Annotated in this window: 23 protein-coding genes and 1 tRNA gene; 17 read left to right on the plus strand and 7 right to left on the minus strand. The window is 43.7% G+C overall.

Annotated features, from left to right (window positions below):
- On the plus strand, positions 1–837 hold an 837-nt coding region (gene argF / locus AB7U21_RS01390; protein WP_428386578.1), incomplete at its 5' end, for an ornithine carbamoyltransferase.
- 91 nt (positions 838–928) lie between these two features.
- A tRNA-Leu gene (locus AB7U21_RS01395) sits at positions 929–1,013 on the plus strand.
- A 35-nt stretch (positions 1,014–1,048) separates the two neighbouring features.
- Here the strand turns inward: AB7U21_RS01395 and AB7U21_RS01400 are convergent.
- Positions 1,049–1,585 (minus strand): PH domain-containing protein, encoded by a 537-nt coding sequence (locus AB7U21_RS01400; RefSeq protein WP_428386580.1) that lies wholly within the window; start codon positions 1,583–1,585, stop codon positions 1,049–1,051.
- A 228-nt stretch (positions 1,586–1,813) separates the two neighbouring features.
- Between AB7U21_RS01400 and AB7U21_RS01405 the strand changes: the two genes are divergently transcribed.
- From AB7U21_RS01405 to AB7U21_RS01430, 6 genes are all read left to right on the plus strand, one after another.
- Positions 1,814–2,428 carry a TetR/AcrR family transcriptional regulator gene (locus AB7U21_RS01405; protein ID WP_428386582.1) on the plus strand — a complete coding sequence of 205 codons (615 nt, stop codon included), beginning with the start codon at positions 1,814–1,816 and terminating at the stop codon, positions 2,426–2,428.
- Positions 2,429–3,178 (plus strand): ABC transporter ATP-binding protein, encoded by a 750-nt coding sequence (locus tag AB7U21_RS01410; RefSeq protein WP_428386584.1) that lies wholly within the window; start codon positions 2,429–2,431, stop codon positions 3,176–3,178. It begins immediately after the preceding gene.
- Positions 3,179–4,285 carry an ABC transporter permease gene (locus tag AB7U21_RS01415; protein WP_428386586.1) on the plus strand — a complete coding sequence of 369 codons (1,107 nt, stop codon included), beginning with the start codon at positions 3,179–3,181 and terminating at the stop codon, positions 4,283–4,285. It abuts the gene before it with no gap.
- A gap of 1 nt (position 4,286) precedes the next feature.
- Positions 4,287–5,273, plus strand: a complete 987-nt coding sequence (locus AB7U21_RS01420; RefSeq protein WP_428386588.1) for a COG1361 S-layer family protein — start codon at positions 4,287–4,289, stop codon at positions 5,271–5,273.
- A gap of 165 nt (positions 5,274–5,438) precedes the next feature.
- Positions 5,439–6,947 (plus strand): MFS transporter, encoded by a 1,509-nt coding sequence (locus AB7U21_RS01425; protein WP_428386590.1) that lies wholly within the window; start codon positions 5,439–5,441, stop codon positions 6,945–6,947.
- 144 nt (positions 6,948–7,091) lie between these two features.
- Positions 7,092–7,460, plus strand: coding sequence for a hypothetical protein (locus AB7U21_RS01430; protein WP_428386592.1), 369 nt, complete (start codon positions 7,092–7,094; stop codon positions 7,458–7,460).
- Between the two features lie 71 nt (positions 7,461–7,531).
- On the opposite strand, the gene AB7U21_RS01435 is transcribed toward AB7U21_RS01430, so the two are convergent.
- Positions 7,532–8,287, minus strand: coding sequence for a helix-turn-helix transcriptional regulator (locus AB7U21_RS01435; RefSeq protein WP_428386594.1), 756 nt, complete (start codon positions 8,285–8,287; stop codon positions 7,532–7,534).
- A 158-nt stretch (positions 8,288–8,445) separates the two neighbouring features.
- Positions 8,446–8,916: a metal-binding protein gene (locus tag AB7U21_RS01440; RefSeq protein ID WP_333786838.1), complete on the minus strand. Its 471-nt coding sequence runs from the start codon at positions 8,914–8,916 to the stop codon at positions 8,446–8,448.
- 197 nt (positions 8,917–9,113) lie between these two features.
- Between AB7U21_RS01440 and AB7U21_RS01445 the strand changes: the two genes are divergently transcribed.
- From AB7U21_RS01445 to purB, 9 genes are all read left to right on the plus strand, one after another.
- On the plus strand, positions 9,114–10,283 hold the full coding sequence (locus AB7U21_RS01445; RefSeq protein WP_428386596.1) for an AlbA family DNA-binding domain-containing protein: 1,170 nt from the start codon (positions 9,114–9,116) through the stop codon (positions 10,281–10,283).
- A gap of 90 nt (positions 10,284–10,373) precedes the next feature.
- The gene (locus AB7U21_RS01450) at positions 10,374–10,604 is read left to right on the plus strand and encodes a hypothetical protein (protein ID WP_333786836.1); all 231 of its coding nucleotides are present in this window, start codon (positions 10,374–10,376) and stop codon (positions 10,602–10,604) included.
- A gap of 356 nt (positions 10,605–10,960) precedes the next feature.
- Positions 10,961–11,362 (plus strand): DUF1699 family protein, encoded by a 402-nt coding sequence (locus AB7U21_RS01455; protein WP_428386599.1) that lies wholly within the window; start codon positions 10,961–10,963, stop codon positions 11,360–11,362.
- Between the two features lie 336 nt (positions 11,363–11,698).
- Positions 11,699–12,547: an EamA family transporter gene (locus AB7U21_RS01460; RefSeq protein ID WP_428386601.1), complete on the plus strand. Its 849-nt coding sequence runs from the start codon at positions 11,699–11,701 to the stop codon at positions 12,545–12,547.
- Between the two features lie 133 nt (positions 12,548–12,680).
- Complete coding sequence (locus AB7U21_RS01465) at positions 12,681–14,120, plus strand: ribulose-bisphosphate carboxylase (RefSeq protein WP_333786833.1); 1,440 nt, start codon at positions 12,681–12,683, stop codon at positions 14,118–14,120.
- A 153-nt stretch (positions 14,121–14,273) separates the two neighbouring features.
- Positions 14,274–15,011, plus strand: a complete 738-nt coding sequence (locus AB7U21_RS01470; protein ID WP_333786832.1) for an AzlC family ABC transporter permease — start codon at positions 14,274–14,276, stop codon at positions 15,009–15,011.
- Between the two features lie 17 nt (positions 15,012–15,028).
- Positions 15,029–15,355, plus strand: coding sequence for a branched-chain amino acid transporter permease (locus AB7U21_RS01475; protein ID WP_428386604.1), 327 nt, complete (start codon positions 15,029–15,031; stop codon positions 15,353–15,355).
- A 243-nt stretch (positions 15,356–15,598) separates the two neighbouring features.
- Positions 15,599–18,829, plus strand: coding sequence for a tetratricopeptide repeat protein (locus tag AB7U21_RS01480; RefSeq protein ID WP_428386606.1), 3,231 nt, complete (start codon positions 15,599–15,601; stop codon positions 18,827–18,829).
- A gap of 143 nt (positions 18,830–18,972) precedes the next feature.
- A complete protein-coding gene (gene purB / locus AB7U21_RS01485; protein WP_428386608.1) occupies positions 18,973–20,310 on the plus strand; it encodes an adenylosuccinate lyase in 1,338 nt (445 codons plus the stop codon).
- Between the two features lie 23 nt (positions 20,311–20,333).
- On the opposite strand, the gene uvrA is transcribed toward purB, so the two are convergent.
- From uvrA to AB7U21_RS01505, 4 genes are all read right to left on the minus strand, one after another.
- Positions 20,334–23,189, minus strand: coding sequence for an excinuclease ABC subunit UvrA (uvrA, locus tag AB7U21_RS01490; protein ID WP_428386610.1), 2,856 nt, complete (start codon positions 23,187–23,189; stop codon positions 20,334–20,336).
- 237 nt (positions 23,190–23,426) lie between these two features.
- On the minus strand, positions 23,427–23,867 hold the full coding sequence (locus tag AB7U21_RS01495; protein WP_333786825.1) for an SRPBCC domain-containing protein: 441 nt from the start codon (positions 23,865–23,867) through the stop codon (positions 23,427–23,429).
- A 267-nt stretch (positions 23,868–24,134) separates the two neighbouring features.
- A complete protein-coding gene (locus AB7U21_RS01500; RefSeq protein WP_333786824.1) occupies positions 24,135–24,287 on the minus strand; it encodes a DUF1328 domain-containing protein in 153 nt (50 codons plus the stop codon).
- A 297-nt stretch (positions 24,288–24,584) separates the two neighbouring features.
- On the minus strand, positions 24,585–26,560 hold a 1,976-nt coding region (locus AB7U21_RS01505; RefSeq protein ID WP_428386613.1), incomplete at its 5' end, for a (Fe-S)-binding protein.

Raw genomic sequence — 26,560 nt, forward strand, 5'->3', positions numbered from 1 at the left:
GTTCTGAAAGAAAAGCGTGCTCGCGGGAAGCTCACAGACCTGCTGAAGAGTAGAAGTCTGGCAATGCTGTTCGAAAAGTCATCCACGCGCACCAGGGTTTCCTTTGAGGTTTCCATGTCTGACCTGGGAGGGCAGTCCATTTTTCTCTCTTCCAAGGACCTGCAGATCGGACGCGGAGAGACTATCGCTGATACAGCTGTTGTTCTTTCCCGATATGTGCACTGTATTACTGCAAGGGTGAACAGGCATAGTACTATCCTCGAAATAGCTGCCCATTCTTCAGTACCTGTAATTAATGCCCTTTCAGATGTGGAGCATCCATGCCAGATCCTTTCTGACCTGCTTACCATCAGGGAATACAAAAGCCATTTCAATGGATTGAAGTACCTTTGGGTAGGCGATGGCAACAATGTGTGTAATTCCGCTATCTTGGGTTGTGCCATCGTGGGCATGCAGATGGTGGTGGCCTGCCCGCCCGGATATGAGCCTGATGACAAGATCGTCAAGCAGGCCCGGGAGCTTGGAGGTGATATCACCATTATGAACGACCCATTCGAGGCTGCAAAGGGGGCAGATGTTCTATACACTGATGTATGGGTTTCCATGGGTGATGAGGATGAGATAGAGAAGCGTCTGGATGATCTGAAAGATTACCAGATCAGTTCAGAGTTGCTGGCCCTTGCCAAGAGTGACGCTATAGTCATGCATTGCATGCCGGCTCACAGGGGCCAGGAGATCGCTGCGGAGGTGATGGATGGTCCGCATTCCGTGGTGTATGACCAGGCAGAGAACCGTCTGCATGCACAGAAAGCCCTGCTTATGAAACTGATCGGTTGACCTGCTTTGTTGTGTTCGCAGACCTTTTTTTTGATGGTCTGCAACTGAAAAAGCATATATACCATTAGTGCAACTATACGCTAGCCTCAATGCGGGGGTCGCCCAGCCAGGTCAAAGGCGCTAGATTCAGAGTCTAGTCTCGTAGGAGTTCGTGGGTTCGAATCCCATCCCCCGCATCGGATATTTTTTTAAATAAGTTCTGTGTGCGTATTCACACATCTAATATCTTCTGCTCATGCACCAGTAGTTCTTCGTCCGTTAATAAGCCAGCATCTCTCAGATCTGTCAATTTTTTGATCTGATCTGCTATACTCAATGAATCATTAAGTTCTTTCCTTCTCTTATTGAAAAAGTGATGTCCGGACCTGGCGATCTTTTCTCTTACATACTTTGAAAAAGCAATAGCCTGCTCTTTATCTACTCGCTGTATGTCTATCCTGTCATCAGAAGTGAGAATTGTAATTGTCCCGAATGTATAATCGAGTTTATGCTGAATAGACGTTAGTCTGTCATATGTGAGATCTTCGATGCCGAAGCCAAAAAGCACTCCTTTATGAATAAAGATCAGTCTTTTATTTGTTGCGACCAGTATGCCATTTCTTTGTTCATAGAAGCCTTTCAAAACTCTTTTAACAGTCTCGCCATCTTCTAAAATGCTCGGTAATTCTTTGATTTCCTTGCTATCGATTAGTTTGTTAGTTCCTTCCAATGATCTGATTTGCGTTTTTACCTCATATAGAGTTGGCATTATATTCACCCGTTTTTCGATGAGACTTTTTGATATACTTTATGTCTCAATAATATATATCTGCTGTTAGTTTAATTGAAGTTACTACTTAATAAATCTATTTATCAGTGGGTAAAATAACGGCTCTGTAGATAGCCAAAATAACAAATTGAGCAATTGCACATTATTCTTGCCTTTAGAAGCGTATCAAAGCTTTTAATAGTATGTAAGTAATCACTTACTTACATAATGGATGCAGAACAAAGGATCCTGAATGCTGCTCTGAAGGTATTTGCAAGCGAGGGATATATAGGTGCAACTACCCGCAGGATCGCAAAAGAGGCAAATGTTGCAGAAGTGACCTTATTTAGAAAATTTCGGTCAAAAGAGAATCTGTTACGAGAGGTCCTTATCAAGAACAGGGCTGTATTTTCAGCACTTGATCCTTTATTTATTATAGAAAAGGATGTAGATCTGAGTGCGAGTCTTCATGCCTTAGGCCAGAGCATTGCGCATTCCATGAAAGAAAAAGAACTGAATGGCAAATACCGTATGTTTATGTTCATGTTGCTGGAAGAAGGGAAAAGAAGGTCGGAAGTTGCCGAAATTCTATTTTCTGTATATCATATGAATGTAGCGCATCTAAGTGAATACTTTGAGTTTCAAATAAAAGAGGGAAAAATGCGCAATGTTGATCCCCGATCAGCAGCATTGACCTTGATAAGTTATTTCGCTCATATCTATCTATTGAACGGGATACTTGGTGAAAGGTTTCTTTATGACATGGAAGCAGAGTTCGAAGGCTTTATAGATATATTTGCCAACGGCATTCTAATTGAAAAGGAAGCGAAGCTTGGTGAGTGAATGGAAACAATTATTGAGGTAAGGGGTCTTGTCAAGGTCTTTCATTCAAGAGGACGGAAAATAACTGCGGTCAATGATGTAAACTTTGATGTATTGAAAGGAGAGATTTTTGGCATGATCGGACCTAACGGAGCGGGCAAATCCACCATATTCTCCATGCTCACCACTTTAATAAAGCCCACCAGCGGCAGTATAAAAGTTGCAGGCTTCGATGTCGATAAAGAGGATGACAAGATACGGCCTATCATAGGCATAGTCCCTCAGAAGCTCAGCCTTTATCCCGACCTTACGGCCAGGGAGAATCTGGAGCTTATGGGCAAGCTCTATAGTGTTCCTAAAAAAATAATGGAGGAACGTATCGATCATTACCTGCAGCTTGTAGGTCTTGAGTCCCATGCAGACCGATTTGCAGGTGGCTTCTCAGGCGGCATGAAGCAGCGCCTTTCAGTTATATGCGCAGTGCTGCACGACCCACAGATCATATTCTGGGATGAGCCTTCCACAGGCCTTGACCCGCAGACCAGGCAAGCTATCTGGAAACTTGCCAGACAGTTCAACGGAGAAGGAAAGACCCTGGTATTCACAACCCACTACATGGAAGAAGCTGATAATCTGTGTGACAGGGTTGCTGTAATGAACTTAGGTAAAATGGTGGCCTTGGACACGCCGGAAAATTTAAAGGGAAGATCAGGAAGTACAAATCTTGAAGAAGTGTTCATACACATGACAGGGGAAGAGGTGCGTGATTAAATGGATATGATGACCGAGCTGCAACACTCCTGGATAATAACAGTAAAAGAGTTCAGGCAGCTTTCCCGAAAAAAGGCTCTCATGGTTCCTTTGTTCCTGTTCCCGATTATCATGATCATCTTTTTCGGCTATGGGATGGGTGGCACTGTAAAGAATGCTCCTATTCTGATCGTCAATGACGACACAGGCACAGCCTCAAATTCCCTTATACAGCAGATCGGCAGCTATACCGGCAAGTACAGTGGAGAGCCCATGTTCTCCATAACCTACACGAAGGACATGTCGCAGTCAAAAGCAGAGAGTAAGATCGATGCCGGATCGTATAAAGCTGTCCTGCTGATCCCGCCGGATTACAGTGATAAACTGGCGAAAAATGAAAGTATTACCCTTATCCTTCTTACCGATTCCTCGGACACTACCACAACAGGCATTATTGTCAATTATATGAAGCAACTGTTCTCAGAAAGAGGGTCTGTTTCTCTGGCTATCCCAAATATCTATGGGGATCTTGAATATCTGGACTTTCTGACTCCGGCTGTTATAGCCCTCACTATTTTTATGGGTTCTGTAGCGACCACAGGTTCTGCCATCGCGGGAGAAAAAGAAGACGGTACCATTGTCCGTATCCTGATGACCCCTGTCAGCAGAAGAGCGGTGATCCTCGGAAAAACGATATACCAGCTTATATTACAGCTGATCAGATCTGTTATTCTTATACTGGCAGCGTATTTCCTTGTGGGGTTCCATATGAACGGCAGCTGGCTGCTTGTTGCTCTGGTGCTTGTTATCTTCACTCTTGGTGGAGTAGGCATGGGGATCGTGATGTCTACAAGAGTGAATGATATGGAATCTTTCTTCCAGCTGAACATGCTAGTCACTCTTCCATCCATGTTCGTTACCGGTGTGTTTTTCCCCTTGAGCTCGGTCCCGGACTGGATGCGCTATATCGCTTACCTGTTGCCTTTGACCTATGCAAACGACGCCATGCGTACGATCATGATCAAGGGCCAGGGTCTGAGCGCTATATCCACAGATCTGATAGTACTCTCACTCTTCGCACTTATTACTTTCACAGCAGGTGTCCATCTTTTCAGGAGGGAAGCATAAAATGAGGAAAATGATACCATTGGTTTGTTTATTGCTCTTTATGATCTCAGGCGTTGCAGGAGCTTATGATACCCTGACAGCCTATAGTGTATCCCAAAGCTTCGATCTCGGAGAAAATTACTACAACGTAGACGGCAGTCCCGATATTAGTGCCACTATCATCGGCAGCAATGAATTCCACAGAGGTCAGACGGTCACTTTGAACATTGATCTGATGAACAATGGCAAATTGTTAGGGTTCAAGAACGATAGAACTCCCGATAATGCCGATGAGATATTTGGCGCTCAGACTGAAATGAAGCTGGAGAGCGCTGTGGTAGATGCTACAGGTATAGTCGCTTCTCTTTCGGCAGGTCCGGAAAGTCCCATAGAGATAAGATCAGTTAGCCAGAAGATCGGTTCTATAAGAAGCGGACAAAATGCTGTCTCACCTGCCAGGTTCGATATAAAGATCGATAAAAAGGCAAAGGCAGGGGAATACAACCTTTACCTCAACCTTTCTTACGATTACCAGAAGAATGTACAGGTAATGGACCCTGATTCAACTGCCCAGACCTACGATGTGAACCGCTGGTATGGGATGATGGTGCAGAACCAGACATTGAAGATCATAGTAAAAGATCAGGCCGATTTTGAAATAATAAATACTTCGGGCAGCCTTTACCCCGGCGGTGAGGAGATCATCATTTTAAATATCAGGAATACAGGTGAGGAAGAGGCAAAGAATGTTAAGGTCATGGTCAATCCATCTGACCCGCTAAGCACCACAGATAGTGTGGCATTTGTGTCCGGTATGGTTCCCGGAAGTACAGCTGTCGCAAAGGTCAAAATTAAGGCTGATAGCGAAGCTGTGCCCAAAGTGTATGGCATAGATACTGTTGTCAGGTATGAAACACCAGAGGGTGACATCGAGTATTCAGATGCCCTCCAGGCTCCGGTAGAGGTAAAAGAGCCGGGATTGTTCCAGAGATTGTTCGGGTGGATCTGATGAACGATATTATTCAAAGTTAACGTAGAAACCAGCGATCTCAGTCTGTCTTTTTTGGAAGTAAAGGTCAATGACAAGTGGTAAGCTTACTCAAAATATAAGTAGCAATGCCTGTAATTTACTGCTTGCTTTCAGTGTTTTATAACATTGCTGATCAGTGATAGAATGGTGAAAAAAATAAATGGTTATGGACCGTCTGTTGAAAATGCAGTTTCCTCTTCTCAAGTCCAGAGGATCTGTGAAACTCCTGATGCGTCTTCACTTAATACTGAAAAACAGATCGTTCTTATTATCGCGATACTTGCGGGATTTATCACGCCATTTGATGGTTCGGCAGTAAATATCGCGTTGCCTACACTCGGAGCGGAATTCCGTATGAACGCCATCTCTCTTTCCTGGGTTGCAACTGCATATCTTCTCTCTTCAGCAGTTTTCCTTGTCCCCTTCGGGAAGATCGCCGATATATATGGAAGGAAAAAGGTTTTCCTATATGGCATAACGGTCTTCAGCCTTGCATCCCTGTCGATGACCATGGTTGATTCTACAGAGATGCTGATTACGATCAGGGTAATCCAGGGTTTGGGAAGCGCCATGATCTTCGGGACCGGAATTGCCATGATCACCTCCGTCTATCCGCCCGGAGAACGTGGAAAGGCCCTGGGTATCTACATCACTGCAGTGTACATCGGACTCTCCACCGGTCCTTTCCTTGGTGGCATAATGACGCAGCATCTCGGCTGGAGGAGCATTTTCTTCGTAAATGTCCCTATAGGTCTTGCGGCGATCCTTCTCATCCTCTGGAAACTTAAAGGTGATTGGGCGGAATGCCGGGGAGATAAATTCGATCTGACAGGGTCTGTTATCTACGGTATGGCAATAGTTTCACTTATGTATGGCTTTTCTGTACTTCCGGATATAAAGGGTGCTTCTCTTATAGCAGTGGGAATTATCGGAACGATCATCTTTATCCGGTATGAGATGCGCATACCTTCCCCGGTCCTTGATATCAGTCTTCTTACAAAGAACCGCGTTTTTGCTCTTTCCAACCTTTCCGCGCTCATCAATTACAGTGCGACCTACGCAGTGACCTTTCTCCTGAGTCTTGATCTGCAGTACACCAAGGGTTTCACACCTGAACATGCCGGATTTATTCTGATAGCTCAGCCGGTTTTTCAGGCCATGGTCTCTCCTCTCGCCGGTAAGCTTTCCGACAGTATCGAACCCCGTCTCATTGCATCCGCAGGAATGGCCCTTACGGCGATCGGTCTCTTTTTCCTGACCTTCCTTTCAGAAACGACACCTGTCTTGTACATGATCGGAATTCTTGTGGTGCTTGGCATCGGTTTCGGTCTCTTCTCTTCCCCGAACACGAATGTGATCATGAGTTCGGTAGATAAGAGGTTCTATGGTGTGGCATCCGGGATGAACGGAACCATGCGGCTGCTTGGACAGATGCTTTCAATGGGTATTGCTATGATGATCTTTGCAGTTGTTACCGGCCCGGTGGAGATCACGCCCGAATATCATCCTCAGTTCATTACAAGTCTGCACTATGCATTTATTCTGTTCACTGTCTTTTGTATTGCGGGTATATTCATGTCTCTTGCCCGGGGGAAAACCATTCCGGCAAATCATTCTCAGGCATCTGGAAGTTATCAGAATGCGGGGCGATGACCCTTGTTTTCGGTTATTGGGAGCGTGATCAGGAGGATTATTGGAATTCCATTCCAATAAGATCTTTCTTCAGCATACATACAAGATGGGAACAACAGGTTCATTTATTCCGGAATACAATTAGGAACAGAACAGGTGATGATTTTGCAGAAAATGCTTAAGTTATTATTAATGGGATTGTTGGTTGCAGGCATAGTGGCGATCTCCGGATGTACGGACAAGACCGTAGAACAGACCGTGGGAGAGAAAATAAACCAGACTAAAGAAACGGTAGGACAAAATATAAACCAGACCGTAGGCAAGGCTGTGAATCAGACCAAAGAAGCCGCAGGGCAGGCTATAAATCAGACCGTGGGAATGGCTGTCAATGAAACAAAAGAGGTTGTAGGGAGTGCTGTGAACCAGACCATTAACCAGACACCGGTGGCCGTAGCAGAGAATCTGACCCAGACAGTTGCACAGGTGGACAACAAGACCAAAGAAACAGTAGGAGCGGCTGTGAACCAGACCTGAACCATACCTTTGATCGGGCCAGGGAGATTGTAAACGACTGCATTCCCTGCGCCTGTAAGATTGGACAAGAGCTAGATTTCGGTTATTGGTATGGAGTCCTTCAAATAAAAATCAAATAGCTCTCTTCCCCATTTGAGTGCATCGGGTCCGTTACAAAACAGTTGACTGTAGTCATATGTTTTGTTATTTGATAGCATCCTTAACACAAAATAGTGGTCATTCTGAGCAAATGTTCCCAATTCAATGTCATTTGGGTAAAGGTAAAATTTGACCTTCTCACTGTCAATGTAACCCTGAACTTCTTTCTTCCAATTTGCTTTGAATTTTTGTAACAGGTCCGCATTGATAATAATTTCAATATTTGAACCGTTAGCAATGAATTGGGAGCTGAGCGTGGTAAAAACAGGATGTGCAAAAGTCAAGATAAAGAACAGGTCCTTAGACGTGGCACAGGTTTCAATAAAATCTTTATTCGCCTCATATATGTTCACTAAATTGGGTTCTATCACTTTGCAGCCCTTTATTTCGCGGAGCCTGGACAAAAGGGATCTCGGTGCGAACATGAGTTTATGGTTTCCCCAGTAATCTATGTCAACATCAAAGACCTCCAAGGTGTTTAATAAAGGCACGATCTCCTCAACTAAGATCTTTCCAATGGTAGTCAATTCATAACTGTCGTTATAATGAATGATAAGATAACTATCTTCCAGCACTCTCATCTGCGGAAGTAACGCTGGCCTTGTTGTATCCAGAGACTTGAGCAAATAATCCATTCCCTTTGGTCCATCTTGCAATAACAAGAGTACTTTCTTTCTCTTGCCAGACATGAACAAGACGTCAAGTAATGGTTTTTTTATCTGATCACACACCTTTATTAAGAACTTGTGGATACATGGTTTGTTGTTATTTATAGATAATTGCAATGATTTCTCAAATATAATCATTGGGAGTCACTTTGGACCCTCTGCTTTCGCTGCAATAGGTCTCACAAAATACTCTTTACCTTTGAGAAAAACCTGTCTGATATTATATGGATCTCTACTGACAGGACTATACCTGTAGTGGCGGCAATAACTATCCTTATAGGGATATTCTGCAGTCCGACACCTGAAAGCAGGAGTAATGCAAGTACTATTACTGTAAGGTACAGTAGAATGGTAAGAGGGCCGAGGATCATGTTATGGGAGAAACCCCTGTGTTTGAATATTATCCTGTAGGGCCACCAGAGTATCCTGAGCATCTTCCATCTTTTGTAAGGCCTGCTTTTTGTATCAAGGTCCGGGCTCAGGTAGAACGTTGCGAATATGTAGGAAACAGAAAAGGCAATTACCTCATTAATGTCCGGATGTCTTGCGAATGCTCCAGTTTCCGGCCACGTTGACAGATAATATACTACTGTCAATATGGACACCAGCGCTGTAATGTTTATCAGCTCATGGGTTTTTCCGCCTGGCACAGTTCATTTATCTCCTGGATATCTATTCAGCTTGTTTTATGATCTAAGTAGTATTATATTTTTATGGTAGTTCCTGGTTATCGGTTTATCTGCAGATCACCAACACTGAAAAGGACATGGACTTCTCTAAACCCATAAATTTATCTGGTTGACAGATCACTTAAATCTAACTCAATTACAGGATTCGCTGATGCTATATGCTGTTCGATAAACCATTTTCTGATGTTACTTTTGATGATATTCAGAAGTTGTCCGATGAGCAGATAGAAGAATCAATGATCCTGGACTATAAACAGCAACTTAATGATTACAGCATCATAAAACAGGTCACTGCATTTTCCAATACCAAAGGGGGTTATCTTGTATATGGTGTGATGGAAACAGGAAAAGGGGGGCATCCCCAGTCTATCAATGGGATCGATGGTGATCTCAATAAGGAACGATTGGAACAGATCATTCTTGGCAACATAGTGCCCAGGGTAAGCGTTCAGATAAAAAAGATACCTATTCCGGACACTGACAGAGTTATATTATTAGTTCATATTCCCGAAGGGCAAAGTAAACCCTATTATAACAACCAGGACAAGCGATACTATAAGAGGTATAATTTCTCCGCCACTCCCATGGATGAAAATGAAGTGGAATGGTTGTATCAATCGCGTTTTTTTGGGACAAGCAAGCTTGAAAGATATATTGATGAAGCCATATATTTCAGTCAGAACAAGCTCCCCCATGAACTGCAATTACACGGAATTGAAGGTCATGTGGTCATAACTCCTTTAAAGATCGATGGACAAATGTTCGAACCCTCTCCCAAGTTCGGCCATGAACTTATGGAACTGCATTCTGACAAGGTGGAAGATTGTACAAGCTATCTGTCATATTCCATCAGACCCTCAAAATTTGGTATTAAATGGGATGATGAAGATCCTCTTCGCAATGCCAGTAATAAAGTTGAAATCCATAGGAATGGATTGGTCCATTCAATGAAAATCTGCGGTAGTTTCTTTAAGGAAAATTCTGTTAAAAGATTTGATGACGAGCTGCTTGCTTGCAACCTGTTGCAGACCATCAGGTTCACATCAACGTTCTATTCCAAGATCAACTATATTGGTAACGTAAAGATCATGGTAAAGATCTTCAACTGCGTAAATTCCATTTTAACAAATGGAGAAAATGAATATACAGAACAAATAAAATGTGATTCTGAAGAAGTCCTTGTAGAAAGACAGTGGGATTCCTGGAAACTGGAAGAGGATTCCTTATTGATCGCGAAATACATTATGGATGAGATCAGCAATTATTATGGGTTATGGAGCTCCAGGCTCTTCCATGAAGAAGAAGGCATTATAAAGTATGGTGTATAACTCTTATTGAAATGTTCTGTTAGATCCACCTTATTTTGCAGGTCCGCATCATTTTGTCCCTCTCTGTGAACAATCATCATGGGTGTAAATATGAATAAGATCGGTTTGTTAAGAATGCTTGCTCAGGAAAAGAAAATGAGGAACCTGGTTATCGGGTTCATCCTCCTTGCTTTGGCCAACATAGGCACAGACCTTACCATAGCCCAGGTTCCAGTTACAGGTGATCTTGTTAATACAGTTCTTGATATCGTATTTGAAATAGTTCAATTAGGCATACTGGCTAAGCTAGCCAGGGAAGGTTCTTCCTACAACTCCGGATAAATATGATCTGATAGAAAACAGCATTTCAATAAACATCAGTGACTCCCCCGAAGCTTTGAACAGGACCATTAAATGACAGACATAACTTTTTCTGTATGAAACTTTTGGGGCACATTTCAATTAAATATTTTCCTTCAAAGTCTGGGACATCTACAAAGCTGAATAATCATCTGGAGATATCTGTTATCCAAACGAAGGGTTTAACAACACTTGATTTTTTCTAATGTTATGTCAATGTGTATTGTTTTACATACAGAAATATCATTAACTATAAATAGAATAATATGAATAGGATTCTAGCTTTCAAATAATATTTTTAATACTGTTTCATGGTCTGTGTAAAATAGGTGATTAAATTGAAAATAAGAGTGCTAAGTTCAAAAGAAGAGATAGAAACCCTTCACCAGAGTGAAGAAATGATACATCTGGCTTTCAGGCCTTCAAATACAGATATCTTTTCAATGGTCGCAAAATGCCCTAAACTCAAAGCTGTCCATATGCCTACATCTTATAAGAAAACACTTTCCAAGTCATCCCTAATGTTCCTGGAAATGCAGGGCATAAAAATCCTGGAAGGAGATGTGTGGGGGCACAGAGAAGTAATAGAAGAATATTCTGAGATCTCACAACATGTTTATGATAAGATCAGGGAACATAAGGAAAAAGGGATGTCTGATGAAGACCTACTAAAACAAATGAGAGCTGAAACAGGCTTAAGTTCCGATATTCTTTCTTTCCTTATCCGCAGAACTAAATGAGGGGAAGCCTCCTTTTTTTATTTAGGGGAAATGTCCTTGATCTGAGAGTTTTTTGACCTTCATTTTTTCAAGTTCATATGTTCATTTTTCTACATTATTGTAAAAGATCCATCATGTCTTGTTCCTGAGGGTGTTCTGCATGTGTGCAGGCTGGAAGAAGAATAAATTTCAAAGGTCCTTGCCAAAAATATAGGTATAATGGTATTGAATTCAAATAGCCTGGTAACATATTTATCAAAACATTTACTTTTAGTTTATAATATCTGAACTTTCAGCAAAATCAGGATACAATTTCAGGGGCACTGATCTGGGGTGTTGTATGAGGAAGGAATATAAATGATACCTGCTGAGCTTCTTGTGGTTTTTTTTGGGCTGCTTGCAGCTGCATCATGGGGTGCAGGTGATTTCAGCGGAGGTTTTGCCTCAAAAAAGGCAAATGTCTTTAGCGTTGTGCTTATAGTCCAGACAGTTGGAGTTTTTCTCCTTGCAGCTTCTGCTTATTTGATGGGAGAAGAGATACCCGGCATCAGTGGAATTATATGGGGTGCAGTTGCTGGCATTTTTATAGGCATAGCACTTCTGGCACTTTATCACGGCCTGTCACAGGGAAAAATGGGTTTTATCGCTCCTATTTCAGCAGTTGTAGCTGCATCTGTGCCTGTCCTGTATGGTGCATTCTATGAAGGGCTACCTGATGCACATCAGATGGCCGGATTTGTGTTTGCATTAGCAGCAGTTTGGTTAATTGCAGGCGAGAATAAAGAGATGGGAAAAATACAGTTAAATGATCTTAAGTTTCCTTTAATTGCAGGGATGGGCTTTGGTATTTTTTTCATATCCATCGATCATGTCAGCGAAACAGCAGTGTACTGGCCATTAGCCGTTGCCAGAGCTGCAGCAGTTTTGATGGTCCTGGGATTCATCGTTGTCAAAGGTTCTATATCTGTCCCTTCAAGAGGCATATTGCCCATAATAATACTGGCCGGTATTTTTGACACCGGAGGTAATACCTTCTTTGCACTGGCTTCGCAGGCGGGCAGGCTGGATATAGCATCGATCACTTCATCCCTTTATCCTGCAGGCACTGTATTACTTGCATGGCTGATACTGAAAGAAAAGATGGCTATAAGGCAGTGGACAGGTGTGCTTCTTGCCCTCATTGCGATCATATTGATCTCTTCATGAAGGGTTCGATGAAGTAACGGCTTACAATATTCCTGTATGAACATTTTTTCCTTTAATGCAACATGCATATTTTTTATGTATTGTTCCATTCAGTTCCAAAAACTCAAATAGCATGTTAACGATTGTTATTAATATGAGTCCGATCCATGAAGATCTTGTAGAGTCGCTTAATCCTAAGCAGCAGTCTTATGTGAATTTGCAGCTTCCAGATCCGTATAATGGAGAATACCTTCTGGGGGTGTTCCATCTGATCCCGGACGGGAAATTGAACATACTTCAGGCAGCTGCGGAAACTGCAGCTGAATCGTCTACAGGGACTAATTTCAAGGTCAACACAGAAACCCCATTTTCCAGGACCATGAACGCGCTGGTCTATAAGCTGGATCTGGAAAGGGATCTGGTATGGATAGCCTATCCCTGGAGGCTTTTTGACAGAGGGGGCAATGTCCAGAACATCCTTACATACATAGTCGGCAATATCCTGGGCATTAAAGAGATCAAAGCTCTGAAGTTACTGGATGTATGGTTCCCTCCATCGATGCTCGAACAGTATGATGGTCCAAGCTATACCCTTGATGACATGCGAAAATACCTGGGAGTACATGACAGGCCAATACTCGGTACTATCGTAAAGCCAAAGATGGGGCTCACTTCTGCAGAGTATGCGGAAGTATGTTATGACTTCTGGGTGGGGGGAGGCGATTTTGTCAAGAACGACGAACCACAGGCAAACCAGGATTTCTGTCCCTACGAAAAAATGGTAAAACACGTTAAAGAGGCTATGGACAAGGCAGTCAAGGAGACCGGCAGAAAAAAGGTCCATTCTTTCAATGTTTCAGCTGCCGACTTTGACACTATGATCGAACGGTGTGAAATGATAGTGAACGCAGGTTTTGAGCCTGGAAGCTATGCATTCCTTATTGACGGGATAACTGCTGGCTGGATGGCTGTGCAGACCCTCAGAAGACGATATCCTGATGTGTTCATTCATTTCCACAGGGCGGCCCACGGAGCTTTTACAAGGCCTGAGAACCCAATAGGTTTCTCGGTTCTGGTATTATCCAAGTTTGCACGGCTTGCCGGTGCTTCAGGTATACACACAGGTACCGCAGGTGTTGGAAAAATGAAAGGCACTCCTGAAGAGGATGTCGTTGCTGCCCATGGTATCCTGTATATGAGGTCACAAGGTCATTTCTTTGAGCAAACATGGACCAAGATACCTGAAAACGATAAGGATGCGGTATATCTTGTGGAAGAGGATTCTGCCCATCATGTCATTCTTGAGGACGATAGCTGGAGAGGTATGAAAAAATGCTGCCCTATCGTTTCCGGCGGACTTAATCCTATCAGGTTGAAGCCTTTCATCGATGTAATGGGGAACGTGGATTTCATTACAACCATGGGCTCTGGGGTTCATGCCCATCCGGGAGGAACTAAGGAAGGAGCAAAAGCATTGGTTCAGGCATGTGATGCCTATCTCAATAAAATGGATATTGCCGAGTATGCCCGGGACCACAGGGAACTGGCGCAGGCGATCGAATACTTCACAAAGGCACAGAAAGATGCCATGTGATGTAATTGAAAGATTATGCGTTTTGGCGAACAAAATTTAATGTTCGCCAAGTTCAAACCCAATAAAGTTAACTAAGATGCCATTCATTCAGCATTCTATTCTTCAGCTACGAGCTACATTATAGTAATTGAGATCTGAATAGTGTTTGGTATCATGGAACATTATAGTAAAGAGCTCTTCCTAAGTGCTATCAAGATCACTTTTCCTGTACTCCTTGGTTATATCCCGCTAGGGATCGCTTTTGGTTTCTTGCTTACAGGAGCAGGATACCACTGGAGCTATTCTTTTTTAATGAGTGTTTTTATATATGCCGGATCAGTACAGTTCATATCTGTAGCATTGCTGGCGGCAGGGGCAGGGCTTATGGAGTTCCTGATCCTCACACTTCTTATTAATCTCAGGCATTCATTTTACGGTATTTCAATGCTTGAGAAGTTCTCTGATGTGGGCAGATTTAAAACATATCTCATTTTTGCACTTACTGATGAAACATATGCCCTGCTTACGACTACAAAGGTTCCCGACAGAGCCTCAAAAATCGATTTTTATTTTTATATAGCTATCCTGAACCACTTTTATTGGATCACAGGATCTGTCATTGGAGCTATACTGGGGTCAGTGCTTGACATTGATATGGAAGGTATGGCTTTTGTGCTAACTGCATTATTCGTGGTGTTGACCATTGAGCAGTACTACCATTCGAAGGCATTTTTTCCCTTTATAGCCGCTGTAGGTGCAGGTGTGGTCTCCATTGTGCTATTTAGTCCTCAAAACATGCTTATAGTTTCAATTATAATTGGAACGCTCATTCTGCTGGCACATGAGAAAATTATGCAGGCTAAACGCACCTCTGCACCAATGGCCGATGCTGATCAGGAGGGTGGTCTCTGACCTATGGAATGTTTCATATGCTTGCTGTGATAACAGTTGTAGCTGTTGCTACATTCTTCACAAGGGCATTGCCTTTTGTTCTTTTCAAGTCAGCAGAGCCTCCTGAATTATTGTCTGTTATTGAAAAGAAACTTCCACCTATGATCCTTTTACTGCTTGTTCTTTATTGTCTGAAGGATACACAATGGTTTCAGTTCCCCTATGGAGTTCCGGAACTTTTTACAATAATAGTGATCATAGTCCTGCATGTATGGAAAAGAAATGCAATGCTCAGCATTTTCGCAGGTACCTGCTTGTATATGTTATTAGTTCAGTATGATGTGTTTTCGAATATCTTTTTATGATATAGGGTAGGGATATCATGAACAGAGAAGAGTTTTGGTAAAATTGGCGTTAAAATATTTTAATCAACTTTATTATTTTAACCAGATAATTTATTTATATCACGCGTGTCTTATCCTAGTAAGATGCATTAGCAATTGGACTATGTAACAGTGCATAATCTGTTCGTTTCAAAAAGAACAAAAATCTTATCTAACATAACGCAATAAGGTTATAATTACTAGAATTTCCTGACAGGTATTCAGATGGCATTAAACAAGTTATTCCTTTCAGCTTGCGCATTAGTGATGTTGGTTTTGCTTTTTACTCCGTGCGCTAATGGTATGGGTTATGAGGCAAGGTCGTTCAATGATCAGGGTCTTGAAATGAGTCGTAACGGTTCCTATACGGAAGCCCTTAAGTTATTTGACCAGGCCCTGGAACTCGATCCTCAATCAATAGAGATCCTTGAGAATAAGGCTGAAACACAATACCTCATGGGAAATCCTCAGGCTGCCCTAGATTCCTATGAAGCCATTTTGGATAGGAAATCAAATTCCAGTGAGATCCTTTACAAAAAAGGTATTATGCTGGAGGCTTTAGGCAGATATAATGAGTCCCTAATTATTTATGAAACTTCTCTTGAAGAGTTCGATGTGCAGTATTCACAATCTTCAGGTCAATCTGAAACTTTTTCTTCAAATGACTCTGCTTTAAATGATAATAATGTTACAACTTTTGATGTTGAATATATTAAACTGGTCTATCACAAAGGCAAATCCCTTGATGGTCTTGGAAGGCATGACGAGGCCATGGTTTGTTATGACCAGATACTTAACATTTTCTCAAAATATGCAAATTCCATGTATGATACGGGTTATTCCTATTTACAGGTAGGAAGGTACAACGACTCCATTACATCTTTTGACACAGCTCTGACAATGGTTCCAGATGACCCTGAAATCTGGTTTGCAAGGGCAGCTGCTTATGAAGCTATTGGTGAACACGAAAAGGCCATGGCAGATTATGACAATGTTCTGAAGCTTGAGCCTCTCAATGCTGAAGCATTGTCTGGAAAAGCAAGATCAGCAGTTACTCTTGGAGATCACGCTTCAGCTATAGAAGCATATAATATTCTTCTTTCCCAGGATCCTTACAATATAGATGCCTGGTATCTTCAGGCACAGAGTTATGATAATCTGGGACAATACGCTGATGCCATTAACTGTTATGATCAGGTGCTTGCGCTTGACCCTCAAAATGCAACTGCATGGAATAAGAAAGGAAGGAATTTAGATTCTCTGGGGAGATATTCTGAAGCAATAGAATGTTATGATCGTGCACTGCAGTTAAATCCCGATGGTCTGAGCGGTTTGTATGTAGCAGATATATCCTCTTACCTCTTTATAGATGAAGTCAATTCAATGGAATGTTATACTGAATCCCCTCAATTCAAAACCGATTCGGCGCATATATGGTACAATAAAGGTACGGCTTTTTATAAACTTGGTAACTATGAGGATGCGATATCATCCTATGACAGGGTAACAGAACTCGAACCCAGCTTTGCAATAGTATGGTACAATCGTGCAAGAGCTTTTGATATGCTCCAAAAGTATGAAGAAGCAGTTACTAGCTATAGCAAAGCCCTCAATGAAGAGTCTTGTGCAAGAGTATGGTTTGAGAGAGGCATGGACCTTGACAAGCTCGGGCGGCCAGTAGATGCCATAAAAAGTTATGATAAAGCCATAAAAGAGGATCCTGGGTTTTCTGCTGCTCTATATGCAAAAGCTTCTAACCTTGAAACCATGGGAAGATACACGGAGGCACTCAACACTTATAACAAATTGTTGGAAATGCATCCGGAATCTGCAGATATATGGTATCGTAAAGGTACAGTTCTCGACAAACTTGGAAAATACGAAGAAGCCATTTCTGCGTATGAGCAGACACTTGCATTAAGTCCGGGCTATACGGAAGCTAATTTCCGTATAAATATAGATAATAATCTTATAAAAGCGGACAATGCAGCTGAAAACATGGACAGAAAGGGAACTGATAAAGCTACGATGTTCCAGATCTTCAAAGGTCTAGTTCTCTCTCCCCTGGGTAATAATGAAGCATCCGGCATTGTGGTAAGATCGATCAACAATGACGATGAACCCCAAATGGAATCGTTTACTGTGAATTCTGTTGATGTATGGGACGCTAAGGGTATTTCCTATCAGAACATTGGTAATTACGATGAGGCTATCGCTTGCTTTGACAAAGCCCTTATGCTTGATCCGATGGCTGTCAAAGTCCTGTGCGATAAAGGCTCAGCCTTGATGGAAGTCGGGATGGACCTGTGGGCTATTGAATGCTACGAGAATGCCGTGACGTTCGATCCTTCCTACTCCCCTGGATGGTATTCTCTGGGAGTTGTTTCTTTCAGTACCGGTGATACGGATAGAGCATTGATGTGCTTTGACAATGTGCTTGCTCTTGAGCCTCAGAACACTCCTGCCATGCTGCAGAAAGGGCGTGTGCTTTCCAGTACAGGCTCTTATGAACAAGCGCTCCAATACGCAAACGCTGTTCTATCCATAGATCCAAAGAACTCTCAGGCTTTATGTGATCGTGGTGATGTCTACTATGCACTTGAAAAATATCCGGATGCAGCATCTTCTTATGATAAGGCACTTGAGACAGATCCTGGTAATGTCAGTATCCTTTATAAGCAGAGTGCAGCGTACGAGAAGCTTGGACAATTTGACAGGGCTATAGGTAGTTATGATCAGATTCTTGCAAAGCAGCCCCAGAACACGGATGCTATCTATCATAAGGGTTTGGCACTTGACAGGATGGGCAGATACGATGATGCTATCGCTTGCTATGATCAGTTGCTCCAGTTGGATCCCTCGGACACCCTGATAATGGGAACAAAAGCCTTCTCCTTCTACCTGCAAGGAAACTATCAGCAAGCTCTGGCAGAATATGATAAGGTGCTGGCAATTGATCCCACATCCGTGTCTGCAATGTACCATAAGGGTACTATTTCATATCTTGTCAGCAGCTATAAGGGTTCAATTTCTTATTATAACAAAACCCTTGAACTGGATCCCATGTGTGTCACTGCCTGGTACAACAAGGGTTTCATATTCAATGTAATGGGTCAGGTCGAAACAGCTATATCCTGCTATGATAACGCTCTTGCTATTGATCCTGCCTGCACATCAGCACTTTACAACAAGCGATTCGCTCTGTATAGGATAGGTAAATCTGAGGAGGCTGAGATATGCAAGCAGACACTGGAATCCATTGATCCAGGCTTTGAAGCAGCATTAAAGGACCGTGGAACACAGTTCTTCCTTCCCACAATGTACAGTGAATATCTGGATTACCAGCTTCCTTCAAGGTGGTATCCGGAAGATAATACCACTTCTCAACAACAGAACGGAAGCGTTGGATATGAGCTTCAACCAGTTCAGAGTCCCTCCTTCAGTCCGGGAAATTGATGGCAGAAGACTTATAGGTCTGCCATTGTCTTTTTTTCAGACCTCCATTAATTGCAGAGTGATTGCCACTCAAAGCATATTTATTGATTCAGACTTACTATACGTCAGAGAGACCGTGAAAACAACTTCAGGAGAATCTATAGATGGCCATTCACCCAATTGAATATCGTTACGGTACAGAAGAGATGAAATTTGTCTGGAGCGAAGACAACCGCCTTCATAAACTGATGATGGTAGAAGCCGCACTTGCTAAAGCTGAAGCAGATATAGGTCTGATCCCTAAGAAAGCTGCCGATATCATATCTGCCAGTACAGGTCTTGTAGAGCTGGATCGTGTGAAGGAGATAGAGGATGAGATCCACCATGATATGATGGCCGTGGTGATCGGTATATCAGAAAAATGTCAGGGAGATGCCGGTAAATGGGTACATTTCGGTGCCACTTCCAATGACATCCTTGATACTGCCACGGGTCTTCAGTTAAAGGAAGCTGTACAGATTCTGGAGGACAAAATGCACAGGCTGTTGGATGTGTTGCTCATGCAGGCTGATGCTCACAAGCATACAGTATGTGCGGCAAGGACACACGGACAGATAGGTGTGCCTACAACATATGGCCTGAGATTTGCAATCTGGGCTTCTGAAGTTGCACGTCATATCGAACGTCTGGAACAGCTTAAACCTCGGCTGCTGGTAGGGCAGATGACCGGTGCCGTAGGTACTCAGGCAGCTTTTGGCAAGGATGGAATAGAGATACAGAAACGTGTGATGCAATATCTTGAGATAGGTTCTGTGGACGTGTCCAACCAGATCATACAGCGTGACAGGCATGCTGAATTTGTCATGTGGATGGCCAACACTGTAACAACTCTTGATAAAATAGGCGTAGAGATACGTTCCCTCCAAAGAACGGAGATCGCTGAAGTAGAGGAGAGCTTCAGGAAAAAACAGGTAGGATCCTCCACAATGCCTCACAAGCGCAATCCCATCAAATCCGAACAGATATGTGGTCTTGCAAGGATCGTACGTGCCATGGTGGAACCTGAACTTTTGAACAATACCCTATGGGATGAACGTGATCTCACCAATTCCTCATGTGAAAGGATCGTATTCCCGGAAGCATGTGTGCTCACAGACCATATTATCAAACTGGGTATAGGCGTTATAGAGAACCTCAGGTTCTATCCGGAGAACATCCGCCGTAACCTCAACCTGCTCCGGGGTCTGAACATGGGCGAGGCTGTGATGATAGAACTTGCAAAACGCGGTGTCGGTCGTCAGGAAGCCCATGAGATCGTACGTTCCAGTGCCATGGAAGCTCATGAAACAGGAAAGCACTTCAAGGAAGTCTTGCTGTCAAAAACTGATGTTGCGAATTACCTTACTGAAGAGGATATTAACAGCCTAGTAGATCCGGATAGATATATAGGAACAGCAGTTGAACAGGTTGAAGCTGTTTTTGAGAAGCTGAAGAGAAGCTGAACTTCTTCTCTTCGAGCAAATGCTCAATGAATTTCTAAACCTTTGAATGATTTCTTTTTGTTCAGAATGCGTCTGAGGAATTCAGCGGTATAGGATATTTCATTTTGTGCGACTTTCTCGGGTGTTCCCTGGACTATGACTTGTCCACCTTTTTCCCCGCCTTCGGGTCCAAGGTCGATGATCCAGTCAGAGGTCTTAATGACATCCAGGTTATGTTCGATGACTATAACTGTGTTCCCGCTATCAACCAGTTGCTGCAGTACTTCCAGTAGCTTCTTCACGTCATGGAAATGCAGTCCGGTTGTGGGTTCATCCAGAATATACACTGTTTTGCCAGTGGAACGTTTACTAAGTTCCGTGGCAAGCTTGACACGCTGCGCTTCGCCACCGGATAATGTAGTTGAGGATTGTCCGACTTTTATGTAACCCAGACCCACGTCATACAGGGTCTGAAGCTTGCGCTGGATGGCCGGTACATTCTCAAAGAATTCTAAAGCCTCTTCCACCGTCATATCCAGCACATCCGCTATGTTGCGGTCCTTATAAGTGACTTCGAGGGTTTCACGGTTGTACCGCTTGCCATGGCACACTTCGCAAGGCACGTATACGTCAGGCAGGAAATTCATCTCTATGGTGATGGTACCATCCCCGGAACACGCTTCACATCTGCCTCCCCGTATGTTGAAGCTGAACCTTCCGGCCTGATATCCCCTTGCTTTTGCAAGTTTTGTCTGGGAGAACAATTCCCTTATGGGTGTGAACAGGTTGGTGTAAGTAGCAGGATTGGACCGCGGGGTTCTGCCAATAGGTGACTGGTCGATCGTGATCACTTTATCTACCTGTTCCAGTCCGCTGATCGATCCATATTTGCCTGGTCTTTCCCTGGCCCGGTTGAGTTCCTTTGCCAGCACTTTGTTAAGGGTTTCATTGATAAGCGTGCTTTTTCCGGAACCCGACACGCCCGTAACACATACCATTATTCCAAGAGGGAATTCCACATCCAGGTCTTTGAGATTGTTCTCGCGGGCACCGTAAAGAGTGAGCTTGCCGGTGGGTTTTCGCCGTTTTTTCGGAACCTCTATGCTAAGTTCACCGCTCATGTATTTTCCTGTGAGCGAGTCCTTGTTCTCTATGATCTGCTGTGGGGTGCCTTCTGCAACTATATCGCCTCCGTGGATACCGGCCCCGGGCCCCATGTCCACAACATGGTCAGCGCTTTCTATAGTTTCCTCGTCATGCTCCACCACCAGGACAGTGTTCCCTATGTCGCGCAGGTGTTTCAGTGTATTGATAAGCCTCAGATTATCTCTCTGGTGCAGCCCTATGCTGGGCTCGTCCAGAATATATAGCACTCCCATGAGGCTGGAACCTATCTGTGTGGCTAGGCGAATACGCTGTGCCTCTCCTCCAGATAGTGTGGCTGCCGGCCTGCTCAGTGTGAGATAGTCTAGGCCCACATCCATAAGGAACCCCAGTCTTGCCTTAATCTCCTTCAATATCAGGCGGGCAATTGTGTATTCCCTGTCATTGAGCTTTGTTTCCACATTCTGGAAGAAGTACAGAGTTTCCTCAACGGACATGTCTGTTATATCGATTATATTCTTTCCGTCAATAGTGACCGCAAGGCTTGTAGGCTTCAGTCTTTTTCCATTGCACACCAGGCATGGTTTGGTACTGATGTACCGTGTCATCTTTTCTTTCGTGTTCTCGGATTCTGTGTTCTCATAGGTTTTGGATATATTGGCAATAACTCCTTTGAATCTGCCAGTGTGCTGCCATATGCCTCCGGTGCGGCCCACATGTATGTAGGGTATATGCTCATGAGTGCCATACATTATCACATGCTTTACCTTTTCAGGCAGTTTCTCGTATGGCGTGTCCATGGAAAATCCCATGTGCTTTGCCAGGGATTCCAATGACTGCATGTAATAACCATCAGCTGTGCTCCAGGGCTCCACTGCGCCTTCCCGCAGGCTCAGGGTTTTGTCAGGTACGATCAGATCCGGGTCGAACTCCATGGAAGTACCCAGCCCGTGACATTCCGGGCAGGCTCCCTGGGGACTGTTGAATGAGAATGCGGAGGGTTCAAGATCCTCAAAACCTGTGCCGCATTCCGGGCAGGCCATTTTCTCGCTGAAGGTAAGTTCTTCGCCTTCGAGTATTTGTATTGTCATGGTGCCTCCACTCTTTGCGAGAGAAGTTTCCACGTCTTCAGCAAGTCTTTCCCGGATGCCTTCCTTTATGACAAGCCTGTCAACAACGATATCGATGTTATGTTTGTTATATCTGCCAAGCTCAATGTCCTTTGCTTCTTCAAGCGAGTAGATCTCCCCGTCAATACGCACCCTTGAAAAACCATCTGCCAACAGGTCAGCAAGCAGCTTCTTGTATTCTCCTTTTCTCTCTCTTACCAGGGGAGCCAGAATATGGACCTTTGAGCCTTCTTTGATGTTCATTATGCTGTCTACGATCTGGTCCACGCTCTGGGGTTCAATGATCCTTCCGCAATCAGGGCAGTGGCGAATGCCTATTCGGGCGTACAAAAGCCTCAGGTAATCATATATCTCGGTAACAGTACCCACAGTTGACCTGGGGTTCTTGCTTGTGGTCTTCTGTTCGATGGAGATGGCCGGGGATAACCCCTCTATATATTCGACATCAGGTTTCTCCATAAGTCCAAGGAACTGCCGGGCGTAGGCTGACAATGATTCCACATACCTGCGCTGTCCCTCGGCATAGATAGTGTCAAAAGCAAGGGACGATTTACCGGAACCACTGAGTCCCGTAATAACAATGAGCTTATCTCTGGGCAGTGTCAGGTCTATATTCTTCAGGTTGTGCTCCTTAGCTCCTCTGATTATTATATTGTTCAAAGACATGGTCTGATACGTCTCTTTATGATTAGGTTCAACGTAAAAAAGCCGTCTGGGACAAAGGTATTTTGTCCGTGTGCCCCATCTTATAGCATATCATCACATTCGATTATATTTAAATAATTCGGCGATTCTATGGCAGCAAAAGGAAATCATCTAATTAGAACAGAAATCTAAGGAGCTAATGTGATAGCCTCCTTAAGTATCGCCTTATTCCGTAGCAGATACTATAACAGATAAGTTCTATTTCTCCGCCAGTTCTTTGAGCTTTTGCAGTGCTTTAGGCCACATTTCCTGGAACATCTCCTTGTATTCGTCCTCTATATCTATATCCACCAACACCTCGGTTGTGCCGTCTATTTCTTTAAATGTGTAATTTTCAAGTGCTCCGGCCCATTCTTTCGCCGCTTTGCTTGAAGTGTCTTCTTTCCCATCCTGCACAATGCCAATGTGCTCAATAGAGAGGTACTGATATGGTTTGTTTTCTTTTATTCGGCTCACCATGCCTGACATCTCATCAGAAGCCCTGAAAAGCATTTTGCTTCCTTGACTCCAGTCACCGACATAATTTGAACCGGGAGCAAATACTTCCGCCCATAGCCGATAGGTATCTATATCGAGCATAGTGTTCCAAACATGCTCTTTTTGCTTATTGATAACGATTGAAAAATGTAGTTTGTGCATATATTTCCAGTCCCCTGCAATTAGTTATGCTCTGTGTTGGAATTGTTACTGTGCATTTTCATTTATGGTATTTATAGCTACCAATCCCCCCCAAAAAAAAGGAGTGGAGTTAATGAAAAAAAGAATGGGTTTTAAACTGAAGTTCTAATTAGACAGCCTCAAAAGGTATATTCCAAAAAATAATCTAAAGATACTTTCTGGTAGTATATTCCCGGAACTGTTCATGGAAGGGGATATCCTGCTAAGGTATCTCTTCTATGGCATCTGTTACAGGAAGAACGTCACTATTGCCAGTATTATAAAGATGATCACAAGCCACTTGGCAACCTGCATCGACATTCCGGCAATTCCGCGTGCTCCCAATACATATGCAACAACGGCAAGTATCAGGAACAAAACAGCTAATCCTATTAGGTCCATATTCTCCACTCCTTATAAAATCCTACTCGTTTATAAAATATTAGATTCAGGCTATTTATATGTTGGTGTTCAAAAGTTTCAAAAATAAGTTAAATTTTAAGAAGGGATGTACAAAGTAATTCTATCACATGTTAGTATCTGTATGCATAGTTGGAGTCAAATTTATTGCATCTATATCTGATATTACAAAGAAATAGGGAGTCACGTCTACAAAAAAGAACAGGCTTTTTAATTAAAGCCTATTCGAATTTATTCTTCCCCTGCCTTTTCCAAATGCAATTTACATCATTGCATCTTTCAATGTGCCTTGATGTACTCTATCATCTTCGGTGTCAGCATGGGTGCGATCTGCGGAAGCATGTTGGGCATCAGGTTTGTCATTGCAGCAGGCATGAGGTCAGGCATCTGCTCCAGCATATAATCCGGCATTGGTACTCTTTTTTCCACTGCCTTGAGCATCTTTGGCATGACCTTCGGCATCAACGAGGGCATGAGCAAAGGCATCATCCTCGGCATCATGGGTTTCATGAGCGCATCCATTCCTGGTACATATTTGACCGTCTTCATCATTGCCTGCATGTACGAAGGCATCGCTTCTATCATATCAGGCAGCAGCTCCACCATCATCTCGGTCATGTTCTCAGGCAACATGAGATCTATCATCTTGTCGAATGTTGCCCATGCGGTAAGAGCAACATTCGTGGTATCAGGAATGTCATATCCCAGGCTGCGGGCTGCAAGTGCACCAAGGTCCTGGATCTCCAGGTTAACATTGTTATCCCTTGCTGCTATCCTGAATTGCACCATGCAGCATGGACAGAGAGCGGCCATTATGTCTGCATCCTGGGCAACGGCCTCCTGCAGACGCACATTTCCTATCTTACCTGCAACCTTCGGTTCATCGATAAGCGTTACCACGGAACCGCAACAAAGTGCTTTCTCTCTGTTATGCTCCATTTCCCTGAACTGCACACCTGGGATGGCCTTGAGCAATTCGCGGGGTGGCTCATACACACCTGATCCAGCCCTGCCAATGTGACATGAATCATGCCACGCGACAACCTTGTTCAATGGGACTTTGAACTTCGGCTTCAGCACATCCAGCTTATCCATCAGCACTTCTGAATAATGTTTTGCTTCAATGTCATATCGCATACCCAGCTTCTTGGCCCACTGCGGATAGAGAGTACTCCACATAAGCAGACAGGCAGGACATGAAGTAACAACCGTCTTCACTCCCCTTTTCTGCATATTTGCAGTGTTCATCTTCATTATTTTCTCAAAGATATCCCATTTCCCGGCCACAAGCATAGGGATTCCGCAGCATGCTTCTTTGTCGCCTAGGTATGTGAACTCTATACCTGCTTCGTCAAGAAGGCGTACAGCACCCACAGCCACATCCTTTTCCACAAATGATGCCGTGCATCCTGCAAAATAGGCTATCTCTGCCTTATCCTTTATCTTGGCACGGATATCGTTGGGCAGCCAGCCATCCCTGTCCTTCCTGTAATTGGCCCAGATGTTCCTTTCCTTTTCAAGGCTCTGTGCCATGATCTCAAATGGCGGGATGGTCATCATCTTCTTCTTCTGGACAAAATTCTCCCGAAGCGTCATCCAGGAACGCTCTATGGGTAGGTCAAGCTGACAGTAATGGTCACACATCTCACAAGTGGTACAGGCCAGGAAGGTATCCACCTGTTCCTGATCCAGCTCCGCTCTGCCTGCGATGTATTCTTTCAGGAAGAACCACTTTCCTCGGGGGGACTGGGATTCCCAGCCCCTGCCGTAGTACTGGTCACACTCGCGCACACAGTAACCACACTGGGCACAGGTGTAGGCATGGGATAGCACATCACCAGGTATACCTTTCTGGTCGGTGAACTCATGTGCACCGACACTGGAGCGATTACCTACGAAACGGGCCAGGGGCTCAAAGCTCTTTGCCATGGAAAGTCCTGTCTTCATCAGGGTTTTTCCGGTCAGTGTTTCAGGGTTCATTATGTCCTTTGGATCAACCTGCTTTTTAAGTTCCTGGATCTTGGTCAGTTTATCCCCGAAAACCTTGTCAGCGTTTTTCGCAAAGTACAGCCCGGATGTGTAGATGCGTCCTCCGTTAGCTTCTGCGATCTTCACTATACTGATAGCGAGTGGAAATGCCATGTTGAACTTAAAGGACAGTTCTGAGTGCGGCATGAAACATAGCAGCACCACCTCGTCACCCTTGGCAACCATACCTTCCACAAGTACTGTAAGGCCTATCTTCTTATTGATCT

The sequence above is a fragment of the Methanomethylovorans sp. genome (genome assembly GCF_050177135.1).
In the GTDB taxonomy this organism is placed as follows: Archaea; Halobacteriota; Methanosarcinia; order Methanosarcinales; family Methanosarcinaceae; genus Methanomethylovorans.